21 protein-coding genes are annotated in these 17,757 nt (G+C 64.8%); 12 read left to right on the forward strand and 9 right to left on the reverse strand.

Annotated elements, in window-relative coordinates; translation table 11 throughout:
- Positions 1–41 precede the first annotated feature (41 nt).
- Genes AC1Q7F_RS20335 through AC1Q7F_RS20345 form a run of 3 tightly spaced genes read right to left on the reverse strand, consistent with a single transcriptional unit; the run spans position 42 to position 3,276 of the window.
- Positions 42–719 (reverse strand): M24 family metallopeptidase, encoded by a 678-nt coding sequence (locus AC1Q7F_RS20335; RefSeq protein WP_492510250.1) that lies wholly within the window; start codon positions 717–719, stop codon positions 42–44.
- Complete coding sequence (locus tag AC1Q7F_RS20340; RefSeq protein WP_492510252.1) at positions 712–1,797, reverse strand: helix-turn-helix domain-containing protein; 1,086 nt, start codon at positions 1,795–1,797, stop codon at positions 712–714. Before AC1Q7F_RS20340 ends, AC1Q7F_RS20335 begins: the two co-directional genes overlap by 8 nt.
- 45 nt (positions 1,798–1,842) lie before the next feature.
- Complete coding sequence (locus tag AC1Q7F_RS20345) at positions 1,843–3,276, reverse strand: amidase family protein (RefSeq protein WP_492510254.1); 1,434 nt, start codon at positions 3,274–3,276, stop codon at positions 1,843–1,845.
- A gap of 226 nt (positions 3,277–3,502) precedes the next feature.
- On the opposite strand from AC1Q7F_RS20345, the gene dgcN reads away from it, so the two are divergent.
- Positions 3,503–4,495, forward strand: coding sequence for an N-acetyltransferase DgcN (gene dgcN / locus AC1Q7F_RS20350; RefSeq protein ID WP_492510256.1), 993 nt, complete (start codon positions 3,503–3,505; stop codon positions 4,493–4,495).
- A gap of 91 nt (positions 4,496–4,586) precedes the next feature.
- Here dgcN and arsH read toward each other — a convergent pair whose 3' ends face one another.
- The 5 genes from arsH to AC1Q7F_RS20375 are packed head-to-tail and all read right to left on the reverse strand — an operon-like array spanning position 4,587 to position 7,770.
- On the reverse strand, positions 4,587–5,366 hold the full coding sequence (gene arsH, locus AC1Q7F_RS20355) for an arsenical resistance protein ArsH (protein ID WP_492510258.1): 780 nt from the start codon (positions 5,364–5,366) through the stop codon (positions 4,587–4,589).
- 5 nt (positions 5,367–5,371) lie between these two features.
- On the reverse strand, positions 5,372–6,433 hold the full coding sequence (gene arsB, locus AC1Q7F_RS20360) for an ACR3 family arsenite efflux transporter (RefSeq protein ID WP_492510260.1): 1,062 nt from the start codon (positions 6,431–6,433) through the stop codon (positions 5,372–5,374).
- Positions 6,434–6,470: 37 nt separating this feature from the next.
- Complete coding sequence (arsC, locus tag AC1Q7F_RS20365) at positions 6,471–6,896, reverse strand: arsenate reductase (glutaredoxin) (protein WP_492510262.1); 426 nt, start codon at positions 6,894–6,896, stop codon at positions 6,471–6,473.
- Positions 6,893–7,399: an arsenate reductase ArsC gene (locus AC1Q7F_RS20370; RefSeq protein ID WP_492510264.1), complete on the reverse strand. Its 507-nt coding sequence runs from the start codon at positions 7,397–7,399 to the stop codon at positions 6,893–6,895. Before AC1Q7F_RS20370 ends, arsC begins: the two co-directional genes overlap by 4 nt.
- Before the next feature lie 29 nt (positions 7,400–7,428).
- Positions 7,429–7,770, reverse strand: coding sequence for an ArsR/SmtB family transcription factor (locus AC1Q7F_RS20375; RefSeq protein WP_492510266.1), 342 nt, complete (start codon positions 7,768–7,770; stop codon positions 7,429–7,431).
- 203 nt (positions 7,771–7,973) lie between these two features.
- On the opposite strand from AC1Q7F_RS20375, the gene AC1Q7F_RS20380 reads away from it, so the two are divergent.
- The 11 genes from AC1Q7F_RS20380 to AC1Q7F_RS20430 all read left to right on the forward strand — a co-directional run bounded on the left by AC1Q7F_RS20380 (position 7,974) and on the right by AC1Q7F_RS20430 (position 17,004).
- Complete coding sequence (locus AC1Q7F_RS20380) at positions 7,974–10,064, forward strand: catalase (RefSeq protein WP_492510268.1); 2,091 nt, start codon at positions 7,974–7,976, stop codon at positions 10,062–10,064.
- A 105-nt stretch (positions 10,065–10,169) separates the two neighbouring features.
- Positions 10,170–11,282, forward strand: a complete 1,113-nt coding sequence (locus tag AC1Q7F_RS20385; protein WP_492510270.1) for an NAD(P)/FAD-dependent oxidoreductase — start codon at positions 10,170–10,172, stop codon at positions 11,280–11,282.
- Positions 11,283–11,309: 27 nt separating this feature from the next.
- Positions 11,310–11,885 (forward strand): PRC-barrel domain-containing protein, encoded by a 576-nt coding sequence (locus AC1Q7F_RS20390; protein WP_492510272.1) that lies wholly within the window; start codon positions 11,310–11,312, stop codon positions 11,883–11,885.
- Between the two features lie 149 nt (positions 11,886–12,034).
- Complete coding sequence (locus AC1Q7F_RS20395; RefSeq protein WP_492510274.1) at positions 12,035–12,337, forward strand: BufA1 family periplasmic bufferin-type metallophore; 303 nt, start codon at positions 12,035–12,037, stop codon at positions 12,335–12,337.
- Positions 12,338–12,349: 12 nt separating this feature from the next.
- A complete protein-coding gene (gene bufB, locus AC1Q7F_RS20400) occupies positions 12,350–13,207 on the forward strand; it encodes an MNIO family bufferin maturase (protein ID WP_492510276.1) in 858 nt (285 codons plus the stop codon).
- Positions 13,201–13,956 (forward strand): HvfC/BufC family peptide modification chaperone, encoded by a 756-nt coding sequence (locus tag AC1Q7F_RS20405; protein ID WP_492510278.1) that lies wholly within the window; start codon positions 13,201–13,203, stop codon positions 13,954–13,956. Before bufB ends, AC1Q7F_RS20405 begins: the two co-directional genes overlap by 7 nt.
- The gene (locus tag AC1Q7F_RS20410) at positions 13,953–14,453 is read left to right on the forward strand and encodes a DoxX family protein (RefSeq protein WP_492510280.1); all 501 of its coding nucleotides are present in this window, start codon (positions 13,953–13,955) and stop codon (positions 14,451–14,453) included. The genes AC1Q7F_RS20405 and AC1Q7F_RS20410 overlap by 4 nt, the downstream gene beginning before the upstream one ends.
- Positions 14,454–14,456: 3 nt before the next feature.
- Positions 14,457–14,729, forward strand: a complete 273-nt coding sequence (locus AC1Q7F_RS20415; protein ID WP_492510282.1) for a hypothetical protein — start codon at positions 14,457–14,459, stop codon at positions 14,727–14,729.
- A gap of 22 nt (positions 14,730–14,751) precedes the next feature.
- A complete protein-coding gene (locus tag AC1Q7F_RS20420) occupies positions 14,752–15,312 on the forward strand; it encodes a sigma-70 family RNA polymerase sigma factor (RefSeq protein WP_492510284.1) in 561 nt (186 codons plus the stop codon).
- On the forward strand, positions 15,305–15,949 hold the full coding sequence (locus AC1Q7F_RS20425) for an NrsF family protein (protein ID WP_492510286.1): 645 nt from the start codon (positions 15,305–15,307) through the stop codon (positions 15,947–15,949). Before AC1Q7F_RS20420 ends, AC1Q7F_RS20425 begins: the two co-directional genes overlap by 8 nt.
- A 161-nt stretch (positions 15,950–16,110) precedes the next feature.
- Positions 16,111–17,004 carry an SDR family NAD(P)-dependent oxidoreductase gene (locus tag AC1Q7F_RS20430; RefSeq protein WP_492510288.1) on the forward strand — a complete coding sequence of 298 codons (894 nt, stop codon included), beginning with the start codon at positions 16,111–16,113 and terminating at the stop codon, positions 17,002–17,004.
- Positions 17,005–17,022: 18 nt separating this feature from the next.
- On the opposite strand, the gene AC1Q7F_RS20435 is transcribed toward AC1Q7F_RS20430, so the two are convergent.
- Positions 17,023–17,709 carry a TetR/AcrR family transcriptional regulator gene (locus AC1Q7F_RS20435; protein ID WP_492510290.1) on the reverse strand — a complete coding sequence of 229 codons (687 nt, stop codon included), beginning with the start codon at positions 17,707–17,709 and terminating at the stop codon, positions 17,023–17,025.
- Positions 17,710–17,757 lie beyond the last annotated feature (48 nt).

A 17,757-nucleotide genomic window follows, 5' to 3' on the forward strand; every position in this document is an offset into this window, starting at 1 on the left:
CGGAGGCTTCGCGCTTTGGCCGATGGGGCGTAACAGCCCCATCAGTCCAGCAGCATATCCTCATAAAAGGCAGAAAAGGGCCGTGTCGGGTGACGTATCTGGATCTCCAGCACCCAGGCCCCGGCCGACGGCGTATAATCGGCATCCATCAGGGCGCCCTTATGCTTGATCGCATGGGGAAAGTCCGACAGCCGGTGCCCCGACATCTCCAGGTTCAGCACCCAGCCCAACCGGGCCGCCTCCGCCTCGGCAAAGTGGTAGAGCGCCATGCCCGTGGCCCGCTCCCGACGCCAATGCCCATGGACGGCGTCGAAGACGGCACGCACATCGGTGGCGATGCGTTGCATGTCTGGGTCGCCGCCGACGACAAAGGTCGCCCCGCCATCGCCCTCATATCCCTGCCAGACGGGGCCGATATCGATGAAAAAGATGTCGTCATCGCCCAGCACAATTCCGGGCTCCGATGGCTCCCCGAAATTCTTCAGCGTGTTGGTCCCGAAACGGACATGAATGCCGTGCCAGCCACGCAGCATGCCCCCTTGCTTCAGCCGTGCCCGCGCGAATTCCAGCGCATCGGCCTCCGCCATGCCGGGGCGGACATGGGCGGCAATGTCGGCGATGGCCTGACGGGTATGGTGGCGTGCCTGCAAGAGCAGCGCGGGGTCGAAGGCAGGGCCATGGCGTTCTTCCAGGCGGCGCTTCTCGTCTGCGTCAATCATCCTCGGTCTCGGGTGCTGGTGGGTTGCGGCGAGTGTTCTTCACGCGCAGTTCGTCATGCGCCAGATAGCGCATCTGGATGGGGGAGACGCCGAAGGCGGCCTTGAAGGCACGGGTGAAACTGGCCGGATGCTCGTACCCCGTCTCCAGCGCGATCTCGATCATCGAGGTTTTGCTGTCACGGATCAGTTCCAGGGCCAGTTCCATGCGCATCTTGTCCCGGACACGGCCGACCGTGTCGCCATAGACCATGCGGAAACCCTGCTGCAGGCGCTGTCGGGTCAAGCCCACGACCTCTGCCATCTCGTGCACATTCAGGGGTTGGTCCAGGTTGGAACGGATAAGGCGCATGGCGTGCTGCAGGCGTCGGTGATCCTCGGCGGAAAACTGGCCCTCGTCCGCCTTCTCCACCTCCCGCGACAGATTGAACAGGATGTGACAGGCCAGTTCCAGGGCCTTGCCTGTCAGAAAGGCCCGACGGAAGCTGCCGGGAAACGGGGGCTCCAGCATCTGATGTGCGGCCAATGACGCCGCTCGCGTCAATGGCACCTTGCGGCAGGGCAGATTGCCACCATTCAGCACGAAATCCACAATCGATGGCGGCAGATCCCTGGCTGTCAGTCCGGTGACGTGGAACAAGGTCGTGCGTTCCAGATAGACGGTGACCCAGCGCAGATGGTCGCCCGGGGCATAGACCGTCTCAAGCTCATCACCCGCCAGCATGCTGTAGACGGTGCAAAAGCCGTTGGACAATTCCCCGCCGATGCCACCGCCGCCGGATAGGCGCAGATCACCATCCAGCACGGCGGTCAGGGTCAGATAGTCAGACGAACTGTACCGCCGCGGCATCGTCCGGTTGGCGACAAGGTCGATCAGGGCCACGCACATGCCGTTGCCCAAACGATAGAAATCAAAGCCGCCCTTGGCGAACTTCGCATCATATTCGTACCGATATCCAAGGCCGGCGCCAAGTTGGCGCCACCAGCCGTCCTCCGTGCGGACGACGCTGCACCCGCCGTCCGCCGGATCGTCGAGGCGGGACATCATGTCCGCCATGCTGCGCAACCGTTCATAGGTCATCCGCCTCGCCTCCCTGCCAGTGGTCCCCATTTCTGCGCACGCCGGTCAACCGGGCGTCGCGGCCGCTCTGGCCACCGAACAATCCGGCCAGCGATCCTTCCACGGACATGCCAGTTCCACCTCGTTGGCCATTTCCAGCAAAAGCTTCTCCTGCCCCCGTGCGGCCGCGAACATGCTGCCGATGGGCACGCCGTCGGTGCCCACGAACAGCGGTAGCGACAGGGCCGGATTGCCCGTCAGATTGTGCAGCTGCGTATAGGATACGTAATCGAACATCAGCGCCATCATTTCCTGAAAGTCACAGGTGGGCGCCAGATCGCCGATGGGCAGGGCCGGTCGGCGCAGCACTGGCGACAGGATCAGGTCGTAATCCTGGAAGAACCGCTCCATCCCGGCGGACGCGATCCCCACAGTGCGATAGAGATGGTCCACATCGTCGGCCGTCAACGCGTTGCTCCAGGTGGCCAGGTTCAGCGTCCATGGTTCCAGCAGCACCTCAGCCGCCGCGCGGCTGAGGCGGGCGGCCGTCGCGGTCACCGCCTCGCGCGCCATGTAACCCCAGATGATTTCAAAGGCCCGTGCGGCGGCCCGGCCATCGACAGGCAGGGACTTGCGTTCCACCATGTGCCCCAGGCCCGCGCAAAGCAACGCTGTGCGCTCGATCACCGACGCCACCTCCGGCATGGGAGGAAGGCCGTTCAGATTTTCCATGACGACGGCAATGCGCAGGCGGCGGCGGACCGGGCGCACGGGCATGGGGGGCTGGCCGGCTCCGACATCAAAGGCCCAGTCCACATCCCGCACTGATCGCGACAGCAGCACGTCACAGGCCAGCAGGTCTTCCATCACATGCTGGTCGCGGGCCCGCAGATTGGCCCCGCGCCCCGGCTTCAGCCCCACCAGGCCGCAGCAGCTTGCCGGGATGCGGATGGAGCCGCCGCCATCGGCCGCATGGGCGAGGGGAACCATGCCGGATGCGACAGCGGCAGCAGCCCCACCGGAAGACCCGCCCGGCGAACGGTCGGTGGCCCAGGGATTGCGGGTCGGACCATACAGCACAGGCTCGGTTGTGGGCAGCAGACCGAATTCCGGCGCGTTGGTCTTGCCCAGCGGGATCAGGCCGGCCGTGTCGAAGCCACGCGTGAAGGGGAAGTCGATGGAACCCGCGGCCGCATCGCGTCGCGAGCGTGACCCGCTGCGATTGGGCATGCCGGGATAGTCCAGCCCATCCTTCAACAGCCACGGCACACCCGCCATCGGACCGGTGGCCGCGGCCGCGCGGCGACGCGCCGCGTCATAGTCACGAAGGGTCATGACGTTCAGCAACGGGTCCAATGCCTCAATGCGGGCAATGGCGGCTTCCGTCAACTCGGCGGCCGACACCCCACCGGCGACGACCAGTGCCGCCTGATCATGGGCGTCCAGTCGGCCAAGGGCGAATGCGTCGGAACGGCTGGGGACGGATACGGAAAGGCTCATCTGCGGAAGGTTCCCTGACACGCGATCTGGCCGACAGTTTAGGAACGGCGCGACGGGGCGTCTTCGCCGTCTGATCGGTACCTTTCGCTAATCGGCCGGACTTTACGCAGCCGCCCCGAAAGGCGAAGCGCCGTCGCTTCCTGGCAAAGCGACGATGGCGGTACCGGCGCCACAATCCCCTCTATCAGGCGCTGTCGCGCCGGCATGCAGCAGATGGAGCTATCAATTGCGGACACCGTTTCTTTTGTTCCTTGGCGACGCGCGGGAATTCGGCGCCGCCAAGACCGCCGGCGGTATCCGCCAATGGCGCCCGGAGGTCAGCATCGGGCAGTTGCGGCTGCCCGGCTGTGGCGTTGATCTGGGCATCCCCGACATGAGCCCGGCCGAAGCGGCGGCCAAGGGTGTGGGCACCATGATCGTGGGCGTGGTCAATATCGGCGGTTTCATCCCGCCGCACTGGGTCGCCTCCATCGTTGCCGCTCTGGAAGCCGGTCTGGACGTGGCCGCCGGCATGCACCAGAGGCTGGCCGACATACCGGAGGTGGCGGCGACCGCCCGCCGTCTGGGGCGTACCATCCATGACGTGCGCCAGCCGACGCGCAGCTTCGTGCCGGGCAGCGGCGTCAAGCGCAGCGGCAAGCGGCTGCTGACGGTCGGCATCGACTGCGCCGTCGGCAAGAAATACACCGCCTTGGCCATCGAGAAGGCCATGCGCGCGCGGGGGCTGAAGGCCGACTTCCGCGCCACCGGCCAGACGGGCATCCTGATCACCGGGCATGGTGTAGCCATCGACGCCGTGGTCGCGGATTTCATCTCCGGGGCCGCCGAATGGCTGTCGCCCGACAATGACCCCGACCACTGGGACGTGATCGAGGGCCAGGGATCGCTGTTCCACCCGGCCTATGCCGGCGTGACCCTGGGCCTGATCCATGGCAGCCAGCCTGATGCCCTGGTCATCTGCCACGAACCCATCCGCACCCACCTGCTTGGGCTGGATTATCCGGTACCCGACCTCAAGACCTGTATCGACCGCAATGTGGAGGCCGCGCGCCTGACCAATCCCGCCGCCAGGGCCGTCGGCGTCAGTGCCAACACCAGCCGCATGGCCCCGGCCACCATCGACGATGCCATCCGGCGGATCGAGGATGAGACGGGATTGCCCTGCTGCGACCCCATCCGGCATGGTGCGGACCGCATCGTCGATTACCTGATCAAGTGATCCGGCAATGAAGAACGGGGGGATGGTCACCATCCCCCTCAGGCTGCTGGCGAACCCCGTCGAAATTCGGCAGGGTTTTGCTTTGGGGATTTCAGGTGGCGGCGATCCCAGACCGGGTGCGATCTGCTCCACCTCCGACGGCCAATGTTGCCAGATCGGTGGCTGGATTGAGGGGTTTGCCGGACTCCCGCCGTTCCGAATAGCGGTCGACCAGCTGGTTGGCGTGCGGCCGCAGCAGCACGGTGAAGCGGACCAGTTCCTCCATGACATCGACGATGCGGTCGTAATAGGCCGACGGCTTCATCCGGCCGGTATCATCGAACTCCTGGAAGGCCTTGGCAACGCTGGACTGGTTGGGGATGGTGACCATCCGCATCCAGCGGCCCAGGATGCGCAACGTATTGACAGCATTGAAGCTCTGCGATCCGCCGGATACCTGCATCACGGCCAGGGTGCGGCCCTGGGTGGGGCGGATGCCGCCCATGGAAAGCGGCAGATGGTCGATCTGCGCCTTCATGATGCCGGTGATCTGGCCATGGCGTTCGGGGCTGCACCAGACCTGGCCTTCCGACCAGATGGAATGGTCACGCAACTCCCGCACCGCTGGATGATCGTCGCCTTTCACCTGATCGGGCAAAGGCAGGTCGGACGGGTCGAAGATACGCGTTTCGGCCCCGAAATATTCCAGCAGACGTGCCGCTTCCTCTATCGCCAGCCGGGAGAAGGAACGTTCCCGTAACGACCCGTAGAGCAGCAGGATACGCGGTTTGTGGTCCAGCGGTCCCAGGCCATGGGCCGGCTGGCGGCGGGCATAGGCGGGATCGAGGGCCGGGAGGTGGGCCGGATCGGCCAAGGCACGCAGGCGGTTCATGGTTTTCACCCCTTGGCCGGTGCTGTGGCCGGATACCAGCGTCGGCCTAGCCACAGGGCCAGTTGTACCATCAGGATCAGCACCGGCACCTCCACCAGCGGGCCGATGACAGCGGCGAAGGCTACGGGGGAGGCCAGCCCGAAGGCGGCGATGGCCACCGCGATGGCCAACTCGAAATTATTACCCGCCGCCGTAAAGGCGACCGACGTGGCGCGGGGATAATCGGCGTCGATCAGCCGGCCCATGAAGAAGCTGACCAGGAACATGATGAAGAAATAGAGGGTCAGGGGCACGGCGATGGAAAGCGCGTCCAGTGGCAGACGCACCACATCGCCACCCTTCAGGCTGAACATGGCGACAATGGTGAACAGCAATGCGGCCAGGGTGATGGGGGAGATGCGGGGCAGGAAACGGCTTTCGTACCAGTTCTCCCCCTTGGCCTTGATCAGGATCTTTCGGGTCAGGAAGCCGGCCAGGAAGGGAATGCCCAGATAGATCAGCACCGCCTCCGCGATGGTCCAGAAGGAGACATCAATGACGCTGCCCTCTAGCCCCAGAAGCGGCGGCAGGAAACCGAGGAAGAACCAGGCATAGAGGCTGAAAAACAGGATCTGGAAGATGGAGTTGAAGGCCACCAGCCCGGCCACATACTGGTTCGACCCGCAGGCGAGCTGGTTCCAGACCAGCACCATGGCGATACAGCGCGCCAGCCCGATCAGGATCAGGCCCGTCATGTAGTCCGGCTGGTCATGCAGAAAAATCACCGCCAGCACGAACATCAGCACCGGCCCGATGATCCAGTTCTGGACCAAGGACAGGGCCAGGATGCGCTTGTCTGCAAATACCTGATGCAATTCCTCGTACTGGACCTTGGCCAGGGGCGGATACATCATCAAGATCAGACCGATAGCGATGGGAATGTTGGTGGTGCCCACCGACAGCCGGTCGAGTGCGGCCGGCAGCCCCTCGAACAAGCTTCCCAGCGCCACGCCCAGTGCCATGGCGGCGAAGATCCATAAGGTCAGATAGCGGTCCAGGAAGGAGAGGCGGCGGGTGGCTTGTGTCACGGCGGAGCACCTTGGGGCAGGCAGGGGGAGGAGGGTGTCAGCGCAGCCGGTTGCCGGCCGCGTCGATGACGGGCTCACCATCCTCCTTGGCAAAGGCGGCCTTCTGTGCATCGGGCAGGATGTCCAGCACCTGTTCGGACGGCCGGCACAGCCGCACGCCCAGCGGCGTGACCACGATGGGCCGGTTGATCAGGATCGGATGTGCGATCATGGCATCCAGCAGCGCATCGTCCGACATGGTCGGGTCATCCAGCCCCAGATCGGCATAGGACGTACCCTTCTCGCGCAGCACATCACGCACGGGCACGCCCATGCGGGCGATCAGCCCGACCAGGGTGTCGCGTGACGGCGGGGTCTTCAGATACTCAATGACCACGGGTTCCACGCCGCTGTTGCGGATCATGGCCAGTGTGTTGCGCGAGGTGCCGCAGGCGGGGTTGTGATAGATGGTGATCTCGGTCACGCCATGGCTCCCTGCTGCGCCATCTCCGCCAGCTTGCGTTTCAGCGCCAGCTTGTCGAGCGAGGTCAGCGGCAGGCTCATGAACAATTGCAGTCGGCGCTGGATCTGGCGATAGACATCGGCGGTGAAGGCCGCCTTCTCCGCATCGTTGCCCGTGGCCGATGACGGGTCGGGAAAGCCCCAATGCGCCGTCATCGGATGGCCGGGCCACACCGGACAGACCTCGCCAGCCGCGTTGTCGCAGACCGTAAAGATGAAATCCATCTGCGGCGCATCCGGTGCGGCGAACTCGTCCCAGGTCTTGGAGCGAACGCCCGAAAGATCGTGGCCGAGATGCGTCAGCAGGTCCTTCACATAGGGGTTGATGCGGCCCGACGGCTGGCTGCCAGCGCTGTAGGCATGGAAACGGCCGTTGCCTTCCTTGTTCAGGATGCATTCGGCCATGACGCTGCGGGCGGAATTGTGGGTGCAGAGGAACAGTACATTGAAAACGCGCTCGGACATGATGTCTCCTTCCGGCAAGGTCGATGGGGTCAACCGGCGCCATTGTCGCAGCAGGCCACGGGCTGGATGTCACCGCAAATCTCCGGCCGACCCTGGCAGCAATCCTCCATCAGGAAGGCGATCAGCCGGCGCGTGCCCTCGTAATCGGTGGCGTAGAATATCTGCCGCTGCACCCGCCAGGACCGCAGCAGGCCCGCGCGGTCCAGAATGCCCAGATGATGGGAAAGCGTAGAGGCGGGCACGCCGACCTGGGTGGCGATCTCACTGGCATGCAGGCCGTTCGGTCCCCGCTGCACCAGCAGGCGGAAGATGGCGAGCCGTGTTTCCTGGGCAAGGGCCGCAAAGGCGTCGATGGCTTGTTTTGATTCCATGATTCTATAAATATCGAATTGATGGTTTATGTCAAGTCCCGTCACAAGCCGTGGTGTCATCGCCGGACCGGGTGGTCCAGGCCCCTTCGAGAGACAGCCCGTGCACCAGTCGGCTGGCCCGGCGCAGGTTCGGGACAATTCACCGGAACTCCACGGCCATCCCGCCGTTATCCGGGATAAGCCTATCAGGAAGGAATGCTCTCATGGATGAAGCCACGCGGTTCGCCACCCATAAGGGTGCCGGCGGTGAGACCCACCAGACATTGCCCAAATCCAGCACGGATGCGCAGGCGCGCCTGACCACCAATCAGGGCATCCCGGTCGCCGACAATCAGAACAGCCTGAAGTCAGGGACCCGGGGGCCAACCCTGCTGGAAGATTTCATCCTGCGGGAGAAGATCTTCCATTTCGACCATGAGCGCATTCCCGAGCGTATCGTCCATGCCCGTGGCTCCGCCGCCCATGGCTATTTCGAGCTGTATGAATCGCTGCCCGACCTCACCAAAGCCGATATTTTCCAGCGGGCCGGGGAAAAGACACCCCTCTTCACCCGCTTCTCCACCGTCGCCGGCGGTGCCGGGTCGGTGGACACGCCGCGCGACGTGCGCGGCTTTGCTGTGAAATTCTATACAAAGGAGGGCAACTGGGACCTTGTCGGCAACAATATCCCGGTTTTCTTCATCCAGGACGCCATCAAGTTTCCCGACCTGGTGCATGCGGTAAAGATGGAGGCGGACAAGGCCTATCCCCAGGCGGGTTCGGCGCATGACACGTTCTGGGACTTCGCCTCGCTGATGCCGGAGACGACCCACATGCTGATGTGGGCCATGTCTGACCGGACCATCCCGCGTTCCCTGCGCATGATTGAGGGGTTCGGGGTCCATACGTTCCGGCTGGTCAATGCCAAGGGAAAGTCCAGCTTCGTCAAGTTCCACTGGAAGCCCAAGCTGGGCCTGCAATCGACCGTTTGGGACGAGGCGGTGAAGCTGCAATCCGCCGATAACGACTATCACCGCCGCGACCTCTACGAAGCCATTGATGCCGGCGATTTCCCGGAATGGGAGCTGGGTATCCAGGTCTTCGATCAGGCCTTCGCCGATGCCCAGCCTTACGACGTGCTGGACGCGACCAAGCTGATCCCGGAGGAGGTTCTGCCCATCCGCAAGGTCGGGCGCATGGTGCTGGACCGCAACCCCGACAATTTCTTCGCGGAGACGGAGCAGGTGGCCTTTTGCCCGGCCAATGTCCCTCCCGGCATCGATTTCAGCGAGGACCCGCTTCTGCAGGGCCGCCTGTTCTCCTACCTGGATACGCAGAAATCCCGCCTGGGGACGGCCAATTTCCACCAGTTGCCGATCAACGCCCCCAAATGCCCGTTCCAGAATTTCCAGCGTGACGGCCAGATGCAGATGCATGTGCCGCGCGGACGTGCCAATTACGAGCCCAACAGCCTTGCCCAGCATGGGGAGGAGGCGGGGCCGCGCGAATGTCCGGCCAAGGGCTTTACCACCGTTGCCGATACGCTGGCGGACGCGCAGGGGGACAAGCCGCGGGTGCGTGCCGAGCTGTTCGCCGACCATTACAGCCAGGCAAGGCTGTTCTGGATATCCCAGACGCCGGAGGAACAGGCGCATATCGCATCCTCCTTCGTGTTCGAGCTGTCGAAGGTGGGGTTGGCGCAGGTGCCGGGCCGGATGCTGGCCAATTTGCGCAATGTCGATGAGGACTTGGCCAAGCGGGTCGCCGCCGGCCTGGGTGTGCCCGTGCCGCCGGTGGCCAAGGCGGCGCGGCCCCCGGTTGACATGGAACCATCGCCTGCCTTGTCGATCCATATGAACATGAAGCCGACCCTGGAAGGCCGCGCGGTCGGCATCCTTATCCATGATGGCAGCGACGCCGATGAACTGGCGACGCTGGTCAAGGCGGTCACCGAAGCCGGCGCAAAAGCCGTCATCGTGGCGCCCCGGATCGGTGGTGCCAAGCTGTCCGATGGCACGGTCCGCAAGGCGGACCATCTGCTGTTCGGCGCCCCGTCACCGATTTTCGACGCCGTCGCTGTTGTCTTGTCGGCACAGGGAACCAAGGCCTTACTGAAGGAGGGGGCGGCCATCCAATGGTTGATGGATGCGTTCGGACATCTGAAGGCCATCGGTTTCAGTCCGGCGGCGAAACCGCTTCTCGACAAGGCCGGTATCGTGCCGGACGCCGGTGTGCAACCTATCGGTAACGGCTTCGTTGAAGCCGCCAAAACCCGCCATTGGGCGCGGGAGCCCGATATCCGCACCCTGGCCTGACCTGGACATGCGATGCTGACGCAGCCAAAGGATCTGTGGACCGGGCGGTCCATATGGATGGACAGCACGGTTCCCCGGATCCAAACTACATCACTGGACCGGGACGTGACGACCGACATTATTCTGATCGGTGCCGGGATCAGTGCGGCGATCACGGCGCAGGCCCTGGCCACCCGGGGCCATAAGGTCGTGTTGCTGGACCGCCGTGCGCCACTGTCGGGATCGACAGCGGTCACCACGGCCCTGTTGCAGCATGAGGTCGATCTGCCGATCCTGAAGCTCAGGAAGAAGATCGGCCTGGAACCGGCAATACGGGCCTGGCAGAGGACCAGGCTGGCCCTGGAAACGCTGGCCGACAAGGTCGGCGCGCTGAACATTCAGTGCGGGCTGGAACGCCGGTCCTCGCTTTATCTGGCGGGGACGGTGCTCAATGCCGGCCAGTTGCGGGAGGAGGCGGCGTTGCGCAACCGTGCGGGCCTGCATACCGAGTATCTGGATCGCACCGATCTGCGTTCGCGCTATGGGCTCGACCGGGCGGCGGGATTGCTGTCTTTCGGCAATTTCACCGCCAACCCGCTGCAGCTGGCGGCGGGTTTCCTGTTGGATGCGCAGCGGCGCGGGGTGGCCATTTTCTCCCCCATCACCGTCGCCAGCCTTGAGAGCCGGGGTGGCGGGGTGGTGGTCACGACGAAGGAGGGGCCGAAGCTCCATGCCGGCACGGCGATCTATGCCACGGGCTATGAACTGCCAAAAGGGGTCCGCCGGACGAAGCACAGGATCAGTTCCACCTGGGCTATCGCCACGCGGCCACAGCCCCGCAAGCTCTGGCCCGACCAATGCCTGATCTGGGAAGCATCCGACCCCTACCTCTATGTGCGGACCTTGCCGGATGGCCGGGTCATCTGTGGCGGCGAGGACGAGGATTTCCAGGATGAAGCGTTGCGGGACGCGCTTCTGCCGGCCAAGGTCGCGCAGTTGCAGGAGAAGCTGAAAGCCTTGCTTCCGGCGCTTGATACCAGGGCGGACTATGCCTGGTGTGGGAATTTCGGATCGACGCCCAGCGGCTTGCCGACCATCCGGCGGGTGGGTGGCAAGCCCAACGTCATGGCCATTCTGGCCTTTGGCGGGAACGGCATTACGTTCAGCAGCCTGGCGGCGGAACTGCTGGTCAGTGCGATCGAGGGTCGTGTGGATATCGATGCCGGCCTGTTTGCCTGACAGTTAGCGCACGGGATGGGAGGGGTGATGGACCTTGCAGCGATTGCCGGCCTGCTGGCCCCGGCGGCCACCATGATCGCCGCGATGATGACCGCTGCCAATCTGGGTGTGCGGATGACGGGTTGGGGTTTTGTCATGTTCGCCTTGGGCTCCGTCTGCTGGGCCGCCGTCGGCTTCACGTCTGGCCAAGCCAATCTTTTGTGGACGAATCTGTTTCTGGCGACCGTCAACATTGTCGGCGTCTGGCGTTGGCTGGGGCGTAAACGCGCTTATGAGGAGGGTGGAAAATCCGCAATCGCGGCCAGTCGCCGATCAGCAGCCCCGACCTTGCTGACGGCGACCGGTATTGCTGGCACCCCGGTCCGGGACGTGAACGGCATCGCGCTGGGCAAAGCGGTTGAAGCACTGATCGAATGTGACACGGGCCGCGTCAGCTATGTGGTCGTCGCATCAGGCGATGCCGGCAGCAACCATGAGAATCTACGGGCAGTGCCCCGGCACCACATCGATCTTGACGCCGGATGTTTGATCATGAGGGTCACGGAAGCGCAATTTCGACAGCTGAACATCCTGCAGGATGAAGGTTGGCCGGTTCAGGCATGATCCCGGCGGACCGCTGAAAATTTTTTCGCACAGGGGTGTAACCTTCCCCTGCGTGCGGCGAATGACAGGGTACGGACGACGGCGACCCGCCGTTCCCGGTGGGGCCGATAGAGGCGCCCATAACCTTGCCCTGTTAAGGAACCGCACCCATGAATACGCGCATTTCCGTCCTGACCCTCGGTGCCGCCGTTGCCGGTGCCCTGTCCCTGGCCGCCATCGCCGCCCCGGCCAATGCCGCTGAGGGTGAGAAGGTCCATTGCTATGGCGTGGCCAAGGCCGGCGAGAATGACTGCGCCAACAAGGCCGCCGGCCATTCCTGCGCCACCCAGTCCAAGGTCGATTACAGCGGTCAGGACTTCAAGGCGATGACCAAGGAGGCCTGCGAAGCCGCCAAGGGCAGCCTGACCGCCTATGAGGGCGCCAACCCCGCCATGATGGCGACCAAGAAGTAAGGCCACGTCCGCATGCGCCCTCCTTCCACCTTCCGGTCCCAACCCGTCCCGGCTGCGGCCGGAATCGGGCTCCGGCACGCGCATGTGCCGGATTTCCTGACGGCGCCCCAGCCGGCGGGGTGGCTGGAGGTGCATGCGGAAAATTACCTGGTCGCAGGCGGGCCGCGCCTGGCGCAGCTGGAACGGCTGCGCCGGGACTACCCGGTCTCCTTCCATTCGGTGGCCCTGTCCCTGGGTGCCGCCGACGGGGTGGATGGGGATCATCTGGCCCGCCTGCGTGCCCTTTACGACCGGTTCGAACCGGCACTGGTTTCCGACCATCTGGCCTGGACCGGGATGGTCGGTACCCATGTGCCGGATCTGCTGCCCCTGCCGCTGACGGCGCAGACGCTCGACATCGTCTGCCGCAATGTGGATCGGGTGCAGGAGGCGCTGGGTCGACGGCTGCTGGTGGAAAACCCCTCCCTCTATCTGCGCTTCCAGATGGATCAGATGGATGAGGGGGAGTTCCTGGGCGCCCTTGTCGCCCGCACCGGCTGTGGCCTGCTGCTGGACCTGAACAATCTGTATGTCAGCGCCCGCAACCGGGGGCGTGATGCCCTGTCGCTTCTGTCGCGGTTTCCCGCTGATGCAGTGGGGGAGATACATCTGGCGGGGCATGCGACCGTGGAGATCGACGGGGCGAGGCTGCTGATCGACGATCATGGCAGCGCCGTGCCCGATCCCGTTTGGGCGCTGTATGACATCGCCATGCGCCGCTTCGGCCCGCGCCCGACCCTGGTGGAATGGGACACGGCCCTGCCGCCGCTGCCTTTGCTGCTGGCTCAGGCCGCCAGGGCCGATGCGATACGGGAGGCGACGTCATGCTGATGGAATTGCAGCAATCGATGCTGGCCGCCTGTTACGGTGATCCCAACGGCTTCGCGCAGACGCTGGCGCACCTAGCACCGGCATCGGTGCCGGTGGACAAGGCGCTCTATATCCATACGGCCACAGTAACAGCGGCGCTGACGGCGGTGCTGGCCCAGGCCTATCCCAGCCTGGAGATGCGCCTGGGACCGGAAAGCTTCGCCGACATCGCCCGTCGTCACCTGCGTGCCCATCCGCCGCGACCGGCCGTGCTGGCTGATTATGGTGAAGGGTTCGGCGGCGACCTGCCGGATGATTTGCCTGTGCTGGCCGCTGCCGACTGGGCCGCGCACGCAGCCTATTTCGCTGCCGATGCCGAGCCGATGTCGGCGCAGGTAATGGCGGCTCTACCGCCCGATGCCTTGGCCGCCCTGCGCCTGCCGCCTGTGCCGTCGGCGGGTTTGGTTCATGGTGTGGCGGCCGTGCTGTCCGCCTGGCTCGACGGGCGACCGGATATCAAGCCCGTCGCGCCACCCTTGCCTTTAGGCGACGGTGCGGCTGTGGCGCTGATCTGGCGGGGGAGCGACCTGCTGGTCGCGGTCACGCTGCTGCCGCCCGATGCCAGTGCCTTCGTTCAGGCCCTGATTGATGGGGCGACCCTGCTGGAGGCCGCGGATGTCCTGGCCGATCCGGAGAGACTTTCCCCCCTTCTGGCGCTGCTGTTCGGCCATGGGCTGATCGCCGCCGCAACCGATGATGTGACGCCATGATTCGCCCGTTGCTGCATTTTCTGAGCGATCCCGGTCCCACCATGCGTGTCGCGGCCCCCGCGAGATGGGCGTCCGCCCTGCTGCTGGCCTTTGGGCGCTGGTGGCTGGCATGGCCGTTCCTGACGGCGGGCTGGCACCGTGTTCTCACCTGGGACAGCCAGGAGTTCCTGTTCACGGAAGTGCACCCCGTCCCCTTTCTGCCGGCCATGGCGGCGGCCCCCCTGACCACGGGGGCTGAGATCGTCCTGGGCCTGTCATTGCTGTTGGGGCTGGCGGGGCGGGTGGGGGCTGCAGGTCTGGCCGTGATGGCGGCCACCTTGTTCCTGGTCATCGGTCGCACGCCGCAGGGCATGGAAAGCGGTATCGCCATTGCGGCGGAGCAGATTCCGTGGATCATGGTCGGGTTGGCCCTGTTCCTGTCCGGTCCCGGCCTTCTGTCACTGGATGCCGCCTTGCGGCGCCTTCGATTGTCCCGCTTCACCCCTGTCCCGAGGTGACCCATGCGCTGCACCCAACGCACCGGCCTGCTGCTGGTCCTGTTTCTTGCCCTCCTGCCGCCGGCTGTGGCTCAGCAGGCCGGCGCCCCGTCGATGACTGCGGCGGAGAAGGCGGAGAAGCAGGCGGCGAACGAAGAGGCGGAACGCCTCTGCAAGCGTATCAAGGACCCGGACAAGTTCGATGAATGCCTCGACCTCTATTTCCTGGATGCCGGGAAGTTCAAGGCCTTCTTGGAAGCCAACGGCGCCGCCAAGCCCGACAAGCCGGCCAAGTAACGCCTTGCCAATGGGCTTAGCGATGCGGGCAGCGGAGGTGGGGGAGGGCGATCTTGGCCTGCTGCTGGCCGCGGCGCAGGACGGGGATCGGGCCGCCTACACCGCCTTCCTGCACGCTGCCGTACCGCTGATCCGCGCGGTCGGGCGTGGCCGGCTGGTGCGCGCCGCCGATCTGGAGGATTTTGTGCAGGATTCGCTGCTGGCCCTGCATCAGGCGCTGGCCACCTATCAACCGGGCCGGCCCGTTGGCCCCTGGCTGGGCACCATCGCCCGCAACCGGCTGGCCGATGCGCTGCGCCGCCATTATCGCCGTCGGGCGGTGGAGACGGATTTCGATGAGGATCTGGCCGAGACCGTAGCCCAGCCGGTGGCCGATGCGTCGCCGGCGCTGGCGCTTGGGCCGCTTCTGTCGCAGTTGCCGGAGCGGCAGCGGCTGGCCATCGACATGCTGAAGGTGCGGGGCATGAGCCTGAAGGAGGCGTCCATGGCCAGCGGCGTCAGCATCGGCGCATTGAAGGTGGCCGTGCATCGCGGTATCGCGGGCTTGCGGCAATTGTTGGGAAAGGATGCAGACCATGGCTGATACGGCCCATCTGATCGACCTGTTGAGCGCGCAAGCCGCGCCCGCCCGACGCCTGCCGCCCCCTGCGCTGCGGCTGGCCCGCTGGGCCTTGTTGTCCATCGCGCTGATGGTGCTGGCCACCACCTGGCATGGCGTGCGCAGCGACCTTGCCAGCGTAATAGTAAGCCCGGCCTGGCTGACCGAGCAGGGGCTGGCGCTGCTCACCGCGCTGCTGGCCGGGTTCGCTGCCATTTCCTTTTCCGTGCCGGGGCGGCGGGGATGGGAAAGGCTGGTCTGGCTGCCGGCCATCGCCTTCTGGGGGCTGGTCCTGTGGGAAAGCGGCAAGCCCGATATGACCACGCAGGAGATGCCGGCCCTGATGCATCTGTTCTGCCCCTGGTGCTTCCCCGTGATCAGCATCGGGTCCGCTTTGTTCCTGGCCGCCGACATGCGCCGTGCAGCACCCGTGGCGCCCGTCCGGATGATGGGCCTGCTGCTGATCGCCGGCGGCGGCATGGCCTTGTTCGGGGAACGGATGATCCATGACGATCTGGATGCGCCGCTGTTGATCGCCGTCCAGGTGGTTGCCGTCCTGCTTCTGGGGGCGATGCTGGCGCCGCTGGGCCGGTTGCTGTTCCGCTGGAAATCGCGTCGCTGACGCGCATTTGCGCGCCGTAACGGCACGCCGCTGCTGGATTTGGCTGTAGATCGGAAGGTAAGTCACCGCCGAAATGCGGCATTTTATAACTCACTATCTTGAGAGTGAATAATATATCCGCTATACAGGCGCTTCGAAAAATCAGAGGGGAGCGCTGGAACATGGCGTTGAAGGGACGGATCGCGATTGTCACGGGGGCGGGTGGCGGCTTGGGCCGGCAGCATGCCTTGTTCCTGGCGCGGCAGGGCGCCAAGGTTGTGGTGAATGACCTCAGCCAGGAAGCAGCCGACAAGGTGGTGGTGGAGATCGCGGTGGCGGGTGGCGATGCCATGGCTATCGCTGGTTCCGTGACGGATGAGGCCGCGGTGGCCGCCATGGTGTCGCGCACCATGGGCGAATGGGGTCGCATCGACATCCTGGTCAACAATGCCGGCATTCTGCGCGATAAGAGCTTCGCCAAGATGGGGCTAGATGATTTCCGCATCGTTCTGGATGTGCATCTGATGGGGGCCGTGATCTGCACCAAGGCGGTGTGGGAGATCATGCGCAACCAGCGCCATGGCCGCATCGTCCTGACCACTTCCTCCTCCGGCCTTTACGGCAATTTCGGGCAGGCCAATTATGGCGCCGCCAAGATGGCGCTGGTCGGCCTGATGCAGACGCTGGGGATTGAGGGGGAGAAGTATGATATCCGCGTCAATTGCCTGGCGCCCACGGCGGCCACGCAGATGACGGACGGTGTACTCTCCGGCGACAGTCTGGAGCGGCTGCACCCGTCGCTGGTCAGCCCGGCCCTGCTGCCGCTGGTCGGCGACGATGCGCCGACGCGCACCATCCTGTGTGCCGGCGGCGGCAATTTCGCGGCGGCCAACATCACCCTGACCCAGGGCTGCTATATCGGCAGCGGGCCGGAAGTGGGGGCGCAGGTGGTGGACCGCCTGGCCGAGGTCACGGATCGGACGGGCGAGATCGTGCCCGCCTATGGCTTCATGCAGGCCGAACGGGAACTGACTGCCGCCGGGTGGCGCCAACCGGTGATGGCGGTATCGCGCTGAAGCGCGGTGCGGGAGGGGTTACGACCCCTCCCGCACCTTGCAGACTTCCTTGAAGCCGGCGGCCATGAAGGCGGCCATGCGGGCCTTCACGGCGGTGAAATCATCGGATTTGCACAGGCCGCCCGACAGTTTGTCGATGCGCCCGGTGCGGGCCAGGGTCAGCAGCAGGGCCCCGGTGACGAAGTGATATCCCCAGAAGATGTCCTCTTCCGCCCGGTCGGGCAGGGCCTTCTTCAGCAGGTCGATCAGCCGCAGCACGACGGGATCGAAATGCTGGTCCATCAACTCCGCCCCCCATTCGGGTGTGTTGGCCACCTGGGCGCCCAGGGCCGCGTAATTCTTCCAGGCTTCCCCGCCTTCGATATAGAGGTCAAGGTCGGTATCCAGGAAGGCGTGCAGCGCGCCCTCCACCGTGGGCTTGCCGCCGCTTGCTGCCTCATACTCGTCCAATGCGCGCATCCGCCGCTCGCTGGTGACGGCGGCGCGGCGGGCGAAGACGGCATCGAACAGCTTCTTCTTGTCCTCGAAATAATAATTCAGCAGCGTGTGGTGCACGCCCACCCGCTGCGCCACGTCCTTCAGCGTGACACCGTAGAGACCGTGCTTGGAGAAAAGATACTCGGCCTCGTCGAGGATTTGCTCCATCTTCTCGGCCCGCTGCTCGGCCTTGGTGGAGCGTCGACGGGGTTTCACCTGCTCGGACACCAATTCATCTTTCCATTCCTGACCGGTCTGCCCGCGTCACCACATCCC

The organism is Niveispirillum sp. GW835-FHT14G11 (assembly GCF_058793615.1).